The organism is Bacillota bacterium (assembly GCA_013178305.1).
GTDB lineage: Bacteria > Bacillota > Sulfobacillia > JABLXB01 > JABLXB01 > JABLXB01.
Genome location: JABLXB010000001.1, coordinates 884,171 through 897,458, shown reverse-complemented (window position 1 = coordinate 897,458; position 13,288 = coordinate 884,171). Strand labels below are relative to the sequence as shown.

The window sequence follows — 13,288 nt, the reverse complement described above, 5'->3', positions numbered from 1 at the left end:
GAAAAGTGAAAAGACTCGTAGCCATCGTCGTCGGATTGGTGATGGTAGCCTCCTTAATGACCGGTTGCGGCGCCGGCTCCGGCCAAAAACCCGCGCAACCTGCCCAACCTTCGCAGCCAGCGGCCCCCGCGCAGCCGTCCGCGCCAGCGCAGCCCGGCCAGGTCATGATCCGCCTCGGCCACGCGGCGCAGCTGACGCATCCGTACCACCCCGCGACCGTGAAGTTCGTTGATCTTGTTTCCCAGAAGAGCAACGGCCGCATCAAGATCGAGGTGTTCCCCGCCAGGCAACTCGGCGACGAGGGCCAGCTCCTGGAGCAGGTCATGAAGGGCACGCTCGACATGGCCGTGCTCTCCACGTCCACGTTCTCCAAGTACACACCGCTCCTCGACACGCTGCAGCTCCCCTTCCTCCTGAGCACGTACGACAAGGAATACAAGGCGGTTACGAGCGAGGAGATGAAGGGGCTTCTAAAGGGCCTCGAGCCGCTCAAGATCAAGGGCCTGGCTATCTATGACGGCGGAATACGCCACTTCGCCAACAACGTGCGGCCTATCACGAAGCCGGAGGACCTGAAGGGCCTCAAGCTCAGGGTAGTGCCCTCGAACCTCATCCTGAAGACAGTTCAGACGCTCGGCGCGAACCCGACGCCCATGGCGTACGGGGAGATCTACACGGGCCTCCAGACGAAGGTCATCGACGGCGAGGAAATCAACATCACCAGCATATACTCGGAGAAGCACTACGAGGTGCTGAAGTACGTATCGCTCATAGGGCTGTTCCCGTTCCCGGCCCTGAACATGATGAACCTCGACAAGTTCAACTCGCTCTCCAAGGAAGACCAGAAAATTATCTCGGATGCGGCCTGGGAGTCTATCAAGTTTGCGTTCGACCAGATGGGTGACCTGGAGAAGACCGGCATGAAGGCGATCCAGGACGCCAAGATCCAGGTGAACGAGATCAGGGACCTGGCGCCGTTCCAGTCGAAGGTCATCGGGATCTGGGACGAGTACACCGCCAAGGACCCGGCGATCAAGAAGTTCGTGGATATGGCGAAGACCATCAGGTGATTTGACGGTCCTGCTGGTCCCGCCCGACTGGGGCCGAGACGGGCGCCGGGGCGGGACCAGCGCATCCCTTCCGACGTCGCACCGCTGGGTTTCACCGCCGGCGCGAGCCTGGAGCACCGCGAATTGGGGGATAGACATGAGGCTACTCACAAGAATCACTGACTTGATGGAAACGACGGCCAAGTACTTCCTCACGGCGGCGTTCGGCGCAATGACCCTCATAACATCGGTGGAGGTCATCAGGCGTTACATCCTGGGACTCTCGTTCCCGTGGGCCGAGGAGCTGGTCGGATTCCTGCTCGTATGGGTGACGTTTATCGGAGGGAGCGTGGCCTTCAGGCGGGGCGAACTCGCATACCTCGACCTTTTCGTCGAGCGGTTCTCGCCCCCGTTGAAGAAAGCGGCGAAGGCGTTCGTCACGACGGTCATCATGGTGTTCCTCGTGGTGAGCCTGTGGTTCAGCGTTGACTACACCCGGTCGCCATCTATCGTGCTTCAGAGAAGCAGCGGTCTGGGGCTTCCCATGGTCTACCCGTACGCGGCCATTCCCGTCGGGCTGTCGTTCATGATCGTCTTCAGCATCGGTAACATGCTGGCGCCGAAGAAGCGCGCGAAGGAGGGATGACCGGTGCTGCTCGTCGCAGTTGGTTTTGTCGTTCTGCTCGTGCTGGGGGCGCCCGTCGCGTTCATGCTCGGAGCAACCGGCTACCTGCACCTGATCGCGATAGGAAATCCCTCGTTCTTCGATATCGTGACGCAGAGGATGTTCGCCGGCGTCAACCAGTTCAGCCTGATGGCCATCCCGTTTTTCATCCTCGCGGGTGAGCTTATGAACAGGGGTGGGGTGACCGCCCAGCTCATCGAATTCTCGAGGGACTGCGTGGGGCACCTTCGCGGGGGGCTTGCCTACGTGGGCGTGATCGTGGCGATGTTCCTTGCCGCGATACTCGGCTCCGCCAACGCGGTCGCGGCTATCCTCAGCTCCGTGCTGGCGCCCGAGATGATCAAGGACGGGTTCGACGACGACTTCACCGCGGCGCTGATCGCGGCGTCGTCAATTATCGGGCCAATCATCCCGCCGAGCGTCATCTTCATCCTGTACGGCGTGCTGAGCGGCACTTCGGTGAGTGCGCTGTTCCTCGCGGGATATGTCCCCGGCATCCTCCTTGGGACAGGCTACATGATAATCTCCTACTTCCAGGCGAAGAGGCGCAATTACCCGAGATACAAGGAGCGGTTCGAGCCGGTCAAAATGCTGAAATCGTTCGTGCGGGCTCTCCCGGCGCTCCTCGTCCCTGTTGTGATAATCGGCGGCATACTCTCGGGCGCGTTTACACCTACCGAGTCCGGCGCGATCGCGGTCCTCGTGGCGCTGGTTTCCGGCCTGTTCATCTACCGTAAACTCAGGCTCAGGGACATCCCGGGCGTCTTGCTCAACACCGGCATGATCACCGCCGGCATAATGCTCATCATCGCAATGGGCAATATCTTCGGCTGGACGCTGGCGATCGACAAGATACCGACGAAATTCAGCGACGCCGTACTCGGGTTCACAACCAACCCGAACGTCGTCATGATGCTGGTCATCATCCTGATGCTGTTCGTCGGCTGCGTGATGGAGGCGTTCGCCTCGATGATCGTATTCACGCCGGTGCTGGCGCCGCTCGCTGTGCAGGTCGGGATAGACCCGATTCATTTCGGTCTCGTGTTCAGTGTGCTTTCGTCCATAGCCCTGATCACGCCGCCGGTCGGGATGTGCCTGTTCGTGACGTCGGGAATCACGGGCGTGCCGCTCAGCAGGATGAACAAGTCGGTCTTGCCGTTCGTCGGGATGAGCGTCCTGGCACTGCTGATCATGGCGTACGTGCCGGAAACGGTGCTGTTCCTGCCCAGGCTGTTGTTGAGGTAACGACGTCTTGCCCCGCCTGCGCGTCCTCTTTGCAGGACTTTTCGGGCTCACGTTGAATCACTTCCAAACTCCCTGGAACGGCGTTACACATAGTGGAACACAGGTGGAAATGAATGGGACAGACGATCGAGACGGTGAGGAAAGCGGTCGAGGTTCTCCGGTGTTTCGACGGCTCGACCCCGGACCTGGGCATAACCGAGATAAGTACGCGTCTCGGACACCCCAAGAGTGCCGTTCACCGGCTTGTCCGGACCCTGGAAGAGTCGGGGTTCCTCGAGAGAGACCCGGCTACAAGGCGGTACAGGATCGGGCTGGCCTGCTTCGAGGCCGGCTCTGTGTATCTCAGGCAACGTCCTGTCCACAGGCTGGCTACCTCTATTCTGGAGGAACTGAGCAGAGAGAGCGGGCACAGCTCGTATCTCGGGGTGCTCAGCGCGATGGATTTAGTGGTTCTCCTTGCCATCGAGGGGACTTCCCCGGTCAGGATCGTGGCGTCTGCGGGCGACCGGTTTCCGGCCTATGCCTGCGCGATGGGCAAGGCCGTACTTGCCCAGTTACCTCGCGATGATGTCGAGCGCCAGCTCTCCGGCTTGGACCTGAAGACCCACGCCGGCATGGAGGTGAGACTCAAGGACCTCCTCAAGGAGCTCGAAGTCGTGGCCTTGAGGTCCTACTCCACCAGTATCGGAGAGGTGTATCCCGGGACAGCGTCGGTGTCGGCCGCGGTGAAAGACGGGAAAGGCGTTGCGATTGGGGCGATCTGCGTGTCGTTCCCGATGCTCACGAACGTGGAAGCCGAGATCGGGAGAGTAGCCCCGATCGTCGTAGAGAAGGCCCGTAAGCTGTCGGACCTGGCAAGAATCCAGGGTAGGTGGGTTTTTCACCGTAGTGACCAGCGATCCGCGAGGTGAGTTGAACTGTGCTGCTCCAGCAGATCATCAACGGTCTCACCGTAGGCTCGACCTATGGGCTCGTGGCTCTGGGGTACACTCTGATCTATGGCGTCCTCGGCTTGATCAACTTCGCCCATGGGGAGATCTACATGATTGGAGCGTTCATGGGGTTCACCACGCTCGCTCTGGCGAATCTGCCGTTCTGGTTTTCCATAGCGCTGAGCGTTCTCGGGGCTGCTACCACGGGGTTCTTCGTCGAGCGGATTGCCTACAGACCGATACGGAAGGCCACGAAGTCCGCTCAGCTCATCAGCGCGCTTGGAATGTCGATCGTCCTGCGGAACCTTGCCATGCTGGCGTGGGGGAGCAAGACTCTCCCGTTCCCGAGGGTCCTGGCGAATGACGCCCTCGATATCGCGGGCGCCAGGTTTTCAGTTCTTCAGGCGGTAATACCGCTATGCGCGGTAGCGCTGATGTTTGCGCTCAATGGATACATCGGCCACACGCGGATGGGGATTTCGGTCCGGGCCGTCAGCCTTGACCCGGAAATGGCGTCCATGATGGGTATCGAGTCCAACAGGGTTATCGGCGCCGTGTTCATACTCGGCTCGGCGCTGGGCGGCATTGCTGGAATGCTTGTCGCCATGTTCTACGCGTCGATCTCATTCGACATGGGCGTGATAGTCGGCATCAAGTCGTTCATTGCAGCCATCCTGGGAGGGATCGGTAGCATTCACGGCGCCATGATAGGGGGATTAATTCTCGGGCTTGCCGAGAGTTTTGCAGCGGCGTACATATCGCCCGCCTACAAAGACGCGCTGGCATTCGTGCTCCTGCTCCTGGTGTTGCTGTTCAAACCATCCGGAATCCTCGGCGTTTCGTCCGAGAAGGGCGGGTGAGGTCAGTGGGCGCGATACGGCGGGAACGCGCGGGCAACAAGCTGGTCGTGCTTGCCGGCCTGTGGGTCGTGGCCATGCTGACTCCCTTCGTTGTGAGGGACGGCTACGTCATACACCTGCTCAACGTGCTCGGAATCTACGTGATACTTTCCGCGGGGCTCAACATCAGCGTCGGGTTGGCCGGCCTGCTTCACCTGGGACACGCGGGCTTCTACGGGCTCGGCGCATACGCCGGCGCCATCACCAGCACTCGCGTGATACCCGGGTCCTGGCTGGGCTTCTGGGCGGGACTGCCGGTTGCGGTCGTACTCGGCATGCTCGCTGGGGCGGTGCTGGGCGCCCCATCTCTCAGGTTGCGGGGTCACTACTTCGCCATCGCCACCCTCGGCTTCGGCGAGATCATGCGCAGCCTGATGCTCAACCTGGTGGAGATCACACAGGGACCATTCGGCATAAAGGCCATACCGTCGCCGAGGCTGGGGTCGTTCGACCTTGGCTCCGGGGCCAGGTTCTACTGTCTCGTGTTCGCGGTGGTGACGCTCGTGCTGCTTGGGTTGTGGAACCTGCAGCATGGGAGATTCGGTCGCTTCTGGCAGGCAGTGCGCGAGGACGAGGTCGTGGCGCAGGTGATGGGGGTGAACGTCTTCGCGGCCAAGATGTGGGCGTTGATGATAAGCTCCGGTCTGGCGGCCGTGGCGGGATGGCTTTATGCCCACTACGTCTCGTACATCAACCCGTCGAACTTCTCCCTGGACGAATCCATTCTGGTGCTCTGCATGGTCATACTCGGAGGCCGCGGCACGTTCTGGGGTCCGGTTATCGGCTCCGCGCTCCTGGTCCTGTTCCCGGAATTACTCAGGCCCATTGCTGAACTCAGGCTGCTCGTATACGGGGTCGCGCTGGTAGTTCTCATGGCGGTGCGGCCTGAAGGGGTGGTCGGGACGAAATGAACACGGAGGGGCTGCTTGAAGTTGCGGGCCTGACCAAGTCGTTCATGGGGCTCCAGGCGGTAAACGACCTCACGTTCAGCGTCCCACGCGGCCGTGTAGTGGGGCTGATAGGGCCAAACGGCGCGGGGAAAACCACCGTGTTCAACCTTATCACTCGAGTGCTCCGCGCCGACCGGGGGAGCGTCCGGCTCGACGGTAGGGAGCTCACGAGCCTCCCACCCCACGAGGTCAACAAATGCGGCGTGGCCCGCACGTTCCAGAACATCCGGCTGTTCCCCGGGTTTAGCGTTCTGGAGAACGTGTTGTGGACCCTCAGTACCCGGGCGCAGTACGGACTGGTGCAAAGCATCCTGGCGGCGCCCGCGGTGCGTGCTGAGGAGAAAAGGGTGTTGGAGGAGGCCTGCGAGCTGTTGAAGACCGCGGGGCTCTACGACAGGCGCTTCGACAAAGCCCGCACCCTTTCATACGGGGACCAGAGGAGACTGGAGCTCGTCCGCGCGTTGGCGACAAAGCCGCGCCTGCTCTTGCTCGACGAACCCACGGCTGGCATGAACCCCACCGAGACGTCCGGGTTCGCCGACCACCTGCGCTATCTCAACGCGGAGGGGACGACCATCCTCCTCATAGAGCACGACATGCGGTTTGTGATGGGGCTGTCGGACAAAGTCATCGTGTTGAACCACGGATCCAAGATCGCCGAAGGCATTCCCGCCGAGGTACGGGTGAACGAAGCGGTCATTTCCGCATACCTGGGGAGAGCAAAAAATGCTGCAGGTTGATGGACTGAGGGCTTCATACGGGAGCATAGCCGCGCTTCACGGGGTCAGCCTGGAGGTCGGGGCGGGCGAGATCGTGTGCCTCATCGGCGCCAACGGGGCCGGCAAGACGACATTGCTGAAGTGCGTCTCGGGAGTACTCAGGCCCAGTGCGGGAAGTATCCGGTTTGCCGGGAAAGACATCACCGGCCTTCCGCCCCATACGATCGCACGCGGCGGGCTCATGCACGTTCCCGAGGGGAGAAGGATATTCTCGCTGCTCACGGTCAGGGAGAACCTCCTTACCGGAGCCTTTCTCGCCAGCGACGCCAGGATGGCCGGCCGCAACATGGACAAGGTCCTGAGTTTGTTCCCCGTCCTCAGGGAGAGGCTGCGGCAGCTTGGGGGCACCCTCAGCGGCGGTGAGCAGCAGATGCTGGCCATCGGGAGGGCCTTAATGGCCTCGCCGAGGCTCCTGCTGCTGGACGAACCGTCCATGGGATTGGCGCCGCTGTTCGTTGAACGCATCTTCGACACCATCCGTCAGATTGCGGGGGATGGTACTCCGATACTCCTCGTCGAGCAGAACGCAAACATGGCCCTTGAGATATCCAACCGCGCATACGTGATGGAGCGTGGCAACATCGTCATGAGTGGACCTGCGCTCGACCTGGCGGCGGACGAGCGGGTCAGGGATGCGTATCTCGGTGGAAGGGGTGAGGCGCGGGGGTAAAGAGAGCGGCAGTCGTCTCGGTCATTTAGCGGCAACACAACACACGGGGGGCATTCGAAATGAGAAATCTGAGGGTTGCGATTTGCGCTCTGGTTGTCGTCTCACTGGGCGCGCTGCAGGGTTGCGGCTCCTCATCCTCGGGTGACATCAGGGTTATCCTCGCGGCGCCGATGACTGGCAACTCGGCACAGTGGGGCGAGTCGCTCAAGGATGGCGCCAGGATGGCCGTCGACGAGATAAACGCGGCCGGAGGGGTTCTGGGCAGGAAGATCGCGCTGGACTTCGCGGACGATAAGGGCGATCCGAAAGAAGCAGTCAACGTGGCCCAGAAGATCGCCACCGACAAGGACGTCGTGGCGGTAGTGGGTCACTTCTTCACGAGCTGCACGATGGCGGCGTCGCCGGTCTACCAGAAGGCCGGCATTCCGGAAATCGCCATAGCGTCCACGCACCCGGACGCCACCAAGGCCGGGGACTTCATCTTCAGGGTCAATGTTACCAACACCCACCAGGGGTCGGGCCTTGTGAAGTGGCTTCTGGCCAAGGGCAAGAAGAAGATAGCCATAATCTACGTGAACGACGACTACGGCAAGGGCATTTCGGAGATCGCCGCCAAAACCGTCAAAGACGGCGGTGGCGAGGTCGTATACACCGGAACGGTGGCTCCCAGCGGTGAGCAGGACTTCACCGTGCTCCTTACAAACGTCAAGAACGCCAATCCCGACGCGCTCGCCCTGTTTGTATTCTACGCGAACGGCGCTCAGCTCGCCATCCAGGCCAAGAAGCTCGGCCTCAGCTGCATGATAGCGGCGGCCGACGGGGTGTATTCCCCGGATTTCGTGAAGATCGCGGGTCCCGCAGCGGAGGGCGCGTACGTCGCAACGTGGTTCCATCCGAGCAGCAAGGACCCTGGCACCAAGGCGTTCATCGACGGATTCAAAAACAAGTATAATAAGGACTCCGACGGTTGGGCTCCCTACGCCTACGACGCGGTGAAGATCCTTGCCGAGGCGATCAAGAAGGCGGGCAAGGCGGACCGCAAGGCGGTACGCGACCAGCTCGCGCAGATCAAAGGGTTCAAGGGAGCGACCGGCGACACGACATTCACCGCCGAACGCGTGCCCGACGCCGCCGCGAAGAAGCTCCTCATTACGGTGGTCAAGGAAGGTAAGTTCGTTCTGACGGAGTAGGTATGGGGCCGCCGCCGGCGACGGACCGCCGGCGGGGTGGCCCTTCGATATCTGGATGTGCGACGTTTCCGCTAGTTCCAGGAGGTGTCGAGACAGTATGTCAAGGTTAAGCCCCGACATTTTCAGGGGCGCGAGGCGGCTCGTGGAGGAGTGCGCGGGGGTCGGGCCCAACGAGAGCGTCCTGATCATCACCGACACCATGCACACCAATCTCGGCGAGGCCCTGCTGGCGGCGGCGCTCGAGGTAACCCTGGAGTCTTCCATGGTCGTCCTCCCGACCTACGGACGGGTTCACGGGATGAATCCACCCAGGGCGATCGCCGAGGCAATGAAGAGCGCCGATGTGTGCTTCATGCCCACCGAGTGGTCGTTGAGCCACTGCCAGGCAAGACGCGATGCAAGCAAGGCCGGCTGCCGTTGCCTCACGATACCGCATGCCGATGAGGAGATATTCGCGCGTACCATACCCGAATCTCCGTTCAAGGAGATGAAGGAAATCACAATCGCTGTTAACCAGGCTCTTTCACGGGCTAACGAGGCCAGGGTTACTTCGCCCGGCGGCACCGACATGTGGGTTGACCTCCGCGGAAGGGTCAACGTGGACCTCGAGCACGGGTACTGCAGGCGGGAGCCGGAGTATGCTGCCAACTTCGCCGGGCCCCCGTGCATCGAGGCGAACATCGCTCCGGTGGAAGGCACCGCTCGCGGGGTCATTGTGGTGGATGCGTGCCAGTCGGCCATCGGGCTCGTACGGGAACCGGTCACTCTCGTGGTCGAGGCCGGGCGGATAGTGGACGTCAGGGGCGGCGCGGACGCCGGGCGGCTGATCCACAGGATAGAGGCAGTCGGCGACGACAGGATCCGGATGATCGCCGAGCTCGGGATCGGGCTCAACCCCAAGGCCCATATGAGAGGCAGGTTCATCGAGGACGAGGCCGTCTACGGCACCGCGCATTTTGGGATGGGCAACAACGAGTCTACCATGGCTGGGAAGATCACGGTCAACGGGCACTTCGACAACGTGTTCTGGAGGCCCACAGTTTACCTGGACGGGGAGCCGATCATGGAGGACGGCAGGCTAACGATGCCCGGCATCCCTGAGATCAAGGGGCTGTACGTGTAAGCTGTGTCCGAGCGCAACGCACAAGACGCCATACGTCGGGCGGCGCGAGCAGCGCCGTCCGTCTCTTCGATCAGGAATACCTCATGATGGGCCTCGAGTTTGAGGAGGATGAGGAGGATCAGTGATATGGAACGCAACGTCTGGAAGAACGCCGCGGGGTACGCGAAGTATCTCCAATGCCTCAACTGCAAGTCCACGTTCGAACTGAAGCTCATGCCCGAGGGTTGCCCCGTGTGCAAGACGGATACGTTCCTGTCGTGCCTGCACGTGGTGTTCGATTACGGGGCGCTCAGGCACGTCTTCAGACCGGAGAGCCTGTCAGGAAGGCGCAGAGGATTGATCAGGTACCGAGAGATACTTCCACTCGATGAGCGCGCCCCGGCGATCTCCCTCGGCGAGGGAGGGACCCCGCTGGTACGTAGCAGATGGGCTGAGGAAAAGTCCGGGGTTTCACCGGTATACCTCAAGGATGAGTCACGCAACCCCACCTGGTCTTTCAAGGACAGGCTATGCTACGTCGCGGTTTGCCACGGCGCCTCGACCGGCGCGCGCGTGATAACGGTGGCATCGTCAGGCAACCACGGCGCGGCGGCCGCGGCCTACGCCGCCAAGGCTGGGATCCCGTGTGTAGTATTCACCATCCCCAACGCCCCGCGCCCAATGGTGGCGCTCATGAGGTCGCTCGGCGCAATAGTGCTCGCCTGCAAGCCGATGGACAGGTGGGCGCTCATGGGCCATTGTGTGAAGGAGTTCGGGTGGTATCCGGTGGGAAACTACTGCAGCCCAATGTCCGCCGGAAACCCGTTCGGGGTCGAGGGGCACAAGACGATGGCGTATGAGATGTTCGAGGACCTCGGGGAGACTCCGTCGGCGGTGTTCGTGCCGGTGGGCCGCGCCGAGGGGCTGTTCGGCATATGGAAGGGCTTCTGGGAAATGGAGGAATTGGGCTGGTCCACTGCGATGCCGCGAATGGTAGCGGTGGAGCCCGAGGTCGGAGGACCCCTGGTAAGGGCGTTCGAACGCGGTCTCGATACCGTGCCGGAGCTTCAGGCGGGGCCGTCGCAGGCGGTCTCCATCGCGGGAGGCACCGGGAGCTATCAAGGCCTGTATGCTCTCAAGAACTCGAACGGCGCCGGAGTACTGGTGTCCGACGAAGAGATGTATCAGGTGCAGGATGCGCTCGCACGAGAGGGCACATTCGCTGAGCTGTCGTCGTGCGCGTCCGTAGCGGCCGCCGTGAAGGCAGGACGCGAGGGAAGGCTAGACAACGAGGGTCCCTGGGTGTGCATGATCACGGCGTCGGGCTTGAAAGACCCCTATGCGCTGGAGAAATTGTGTTCACAGCCAATGCCGTTCATGTCGGGAGACGTGAAGGCGTTCGCACGTGAATTCAAAGAGGCGTGCGGGCTCGATCTCGAGGAAATGGGGCAGAGACCGGGCTGCGGATGAGGCCCGGCTTGAGCCGGCCCCCGCGACTACGGTCTTCTGACCAGCACGAAGTCGTAGATGTCGCTGCGGAAATAGTAGGTTGAAGCGTAGACAGGCACATCCGCGGTGTCGTGGGAGACGCCCTCCATCATAAGGAGCGGCGTCCCTGTTTCTACGGAGACCAGATGGCTAATCGGCGGCGCGGCCAGCACCACCTTCACCCGTGCGACGCAGTAGCCGATCTGGATGCCGGCGTTATCCCACAGGAATTCGAGGAGGGATTCGTAGTTGCGCCGCTTCTCTAGCATGTCGGCGTTCTTGAAACGGGAAGCGGGGAGGATGTCACAGGTGTAGATGACCGGCTGGTCGTCGGCCAGCCTGAGGCTTTCGATCATGTGCGCGGGCGATCCCGGCTGCACCTGGAGCGCTCTGGCCATCTGCTCGCTGACGGCGACGGGCCTTATCGAGAGTACGCGGTCTTCGGCGTGGAACCCCGCGCGCCTGATGGATTTGGTGAGACTCCCGAGTTTCTCGAGTCCTTCCATGATCTGCGTCGACTCCGGCCGAACGAATGAACCGGCTCCCCGCCGTGACAGGATGAGGCCGTCATCTTCGAGGAGCCGCAAGGCCTCGCGGAGAGTCGCCCTGCTTACCTCGAGCTCCGCGGCCAGCTGAGCCTCGCTGGGCAGACGCCCTGTCGGGTGGTACTCGCCGCTCAGAATCCTCTGCCGTATCGTCTCCGCGGCGACGGTGCTGAGCCTGCGTGAAGTTCCACCGCTGCCCACCACCTGTCTGACCGATTTCTCCGGCTGCATACCTCGCCTCCGAGAGATCAGAGTCTGAGATTGAACCTGCCTGACAAACCGCCCCCATTATAACCGAGCGCCTGCTCCTGGTCAATATTCCTAACATGCTTGCATTTGTGTGCGGCGATTGCACTTCCTCTGCGATTTCCAGCAGGAACTCAGGCCGGAGCGTCGAAAGCATGTTAATCAGACAACATGGCATGGCAGGAGGCCCGCCATTACAAATCGCTAGGGGTAGCAGCACATTAGCGCAGAGAAGTTGTCAGACAGGTCCTGTATTCACATGGCTGGATGTAAACCCAGGCAGAAAGGGGAGATCGAAGTGAAAGGTGGAAAGCCCAGGATAGCGCTGGTAATGTTGATACTGGTGGCCCTCGCAGCATCCGCGCTGGCTTCCGGATGCGCGACCAAGAAGGAGGCCGCGCCCTCGCCCTCGCCGTCGGCGCCCACGCAGCCCGCGAAGACCATTAAGATAGGTTACGCCGGCGCGGTTACCGGCGGCAGCGCTGAGCAGGGTAACAGGACCCGCAGGGGAGTCCTCATGGCTATTGAGGAGGCCAACAAGGCCGGCGGGATAAACGGTACCCAGATTGAACTCGTCTCGCTGGACGACCGCGCAGACCCGAAAGAGGCGGCCAACGTAGCCAACAGGCTGGCGTCCGACCCCGACATCATGGCGGTTATAGGCCACACCAACAGCTCGTGCACCCTCGCTGGCGCGCCCATCTACAACAAGGCGGGGCTTGTGCAGATAACCTGCTCGTCGAGCTCGCCCAAAATATCCGCGGCGGGACCGTACACGTTCCGGGTATGGAACTCCGACGCCTACACGGCGGCCTTCAATGTCCAGCTCCTGATCGACCTCGGGTTCAAGAAGATCGGCATCATCTACGAGAACAACGACTACGGCCGCGGCGGATACGAGGTGGCCGTCCAGACTCTCGAAAAGGCCGGCATGAAGCCTGTGGCTGCGGAGTCCTACCTGCTCGGTGAGACCAAGGACTTCGGCACCGTCATCTCCAAGCTGAAGGCGGCCGGCGCCGAAGCGATCTACGGCGTCGCCGACGAAACCGAGATCCCGCTCTTCATGAAACAATCCCACGCAGTAGGGTACAAGCCGTTCTTCGTGAGCTCCGGCACGTTCAACCCCGCCGTAATCAGGCTCGGCGGCGCGGACGTCGAGGGAGTCGTCGGCAACGCGTTGTTCAACCCGGACAACATCCCTCCGAAGCTCAAGGGGTTCTTCGACAAGTACCTCGAGAGGTTTAAGAGCGAGGGTATTACCCAGGTCGATCCGATCTCGCCTGCGGGATACACGGCCGGCCAGATGGTAATCGAGGCGCTAAGCAAGAAGGGCGTTTCCAGGGAAGCCGTCAAGGACTACCTCACCACTCTCAAGGGCTTCGACAGCGTCCTTGGGCCCCTCAGTTTCGATGAGAACGGCGACATCAAGATCCCAATGACCTACATGGTCATCAAGGACGGCAAGTTCATCGAGTTCAAGAAGGAGAACTTCAAGAAGTAGCATTCTC

13 protein-coding genes are annotated in these 13,288 nt (G+C 61.5%); 12 read left to right on the top strand and 1 reads right to left on the bottom strand.

Annotated features, from left to right (window positions below; genetic code table 11):
* Window positions 1-5 precede the first annotated feature (5 nt).
* The 11 genes from HPY55_04195 (at window position 6) to HPY55_04145 (ending at window position 10,971) form a co-directional block, all read left to right on the top strand.
* Window positions 6-1,070, top strand: a complete 1,065-nt coding sequence (locus HPY55_04195; protein ID NPV69838.1) for a TRAP transporter substrate-binding protein — start codon at window positions 6-8, stop codon at window positions 1,068-1,070.
* A gap of 136 nt (window positions 1,071-1,206) precedes the next feature.
* On the top strand, window positions 1,207-1,695 hold the full coding sequence (locus tag HPY55_04190) for a TRAP transporter small permease (protein NPV69837.1): 489 nt from the start codon (window positions 1,207-1,209) through the stop codon (window positions 1,693-1,695).
* Between the two features lie 6 nt (window positions 1,696-1,701).
* Entirely contained in the window at window positions 1,702-2,979 is a 1,278-nt protein-coding gene (locus tag HPY55_04185) for a TRAP transporter large permease (protein ID NPV69836.1), read from the top strand.
* 113 nt (window positions 2,980-3,092) lie between these two features.
* Window positions 3,093-3,890 carry an IclR family transcriptional regulator gene (locus HPY55_04180; GenBank protein NPV69835.1) on the top strand — a complete coding sequence of 266 codons (798 nt, stop codon included), beginning with the start codon at window positions 3,093-3,095 and terminating at the stop codon, window positions 3,888-3,890.
* Between the two features lie 8 nt (window positions 3,891-3,898).
* Window positions 3,899-4,771: a branched-chain amino acid ABC transporter permease gene (locus tag HPY55_04175; GenBank protein ID NPV69834.1), complete on the top strand. Its 873-nt coding sequence runs from the start codon at window positions 3,899-3,901 to the stop codon at window positions 4,769-4,771.
* 5 nt (window positions 4,772-4,776) lie between these two features.
* A complete protein-coding gene (locus HPY55_04170) occupies window positions 4,777-5,721 on the top strand; it encodes a branched-chain amino acid ABC transporter permease (GenBank protein ID NPV69833.1) in 945 nt (314 codons plus the stop codon).
* The gene (locus tag HPY55_04165) at window positions 5,718-6,500 is read left to right on the top strand and encodes an ABC transporter ATP-binding protein (protein NPV69832.1); all 783 of its coding nucleotides are present in this window, start codon (window positions 5,718-5,720) and stop codon (window positions 6,498-6,500) included. Before HPY55_04170 ends, HPY55_04165 begins: the two co-directional genes overlap by 4 nt.
* On the top strand, window positions 6,487-7,209 hold the full coding sequence (locus HPY55_04160; protein NPV69831.1) for an ABC transporter ATP-binding protein: 723 nt from the start codon (window positions 6,487-6,489) through the stop codon (window positions 7,207-7,209). The genes HPY55_04165 and HPY55_04160 overlap by 14 nt, the downstream gene beginning before the upstream one ends.
* A 59-nt stretch (window positions 7,210-7,268) precedes the next feature.
* Window positions 7,269-8,399 carry an ABC transporter substrate-binding protein gene (locus HPY55_04155; GenBank protein ID NPV69830.1) on the top strand — a complete coding sequence of 377 codons (1,131 nt, stop codon included), beginning with the start codon at window positions 7,269-7,271 and terminating at the stop codon, window positions 8,397-8,399.
* A gap of 97 nt (window positions 8,400-8,496) precedes the next feature.
* Window positions 8,497-9,522: a hypothetical protein gene (locus HPY55_04150; protein NPV69829.1), complete on the top strand. Its 1,026-nt coding sequence runs from the start codon at window positions 8,497-8,499 to the stop codon at window positions 9,520-9,522.
* Window positions 9,523-9,630: 108 nt separating this feature from the next.
* Complete coding sequence (locus tag HPY55_04145; protein ID NPV69828.1) at window positions 9,631-10,971, top strand: pyridoxal-phosphate dependent enzyme; 1,341 nt, start codon at window positions 9,631-9,633, stop codon at window positions 10,969-10,971.
* 26 nt (window positions 10,972-10,997) lie between these two features.
* Here the strand turns inward: HPY55_04145 and HPY55_04140 are convergent, their stop codons facing one another.
* On the bottom strand, window positions 10,998-11,765 hold the full coding sequence (locus HPY55_04140; GenBank protein NPV69827.1) for a GntR family transcriptional regulator: 768 nt from the start codon (window positions 11,763-11,765) through the stop codon (window positions 10,998-11,000).
* Window positions 11,766-12,078: 313 nt separating this feature from the next.
* Here HPY55_04140 and HPY55_04135 point away from each other — a divergent pair, with 313 nt between their 5' ends.
* Entirely contained in the window at window positions 12,079-13,281 is a 1,203-nt protein-coding gene (locus HPY55_04135; protein NPV69826.1) for an ABC transporter substrate-binding protein, read from the top strand.
* Window positions 13,282-13,288: the final 7 nt, after the last annotated feature.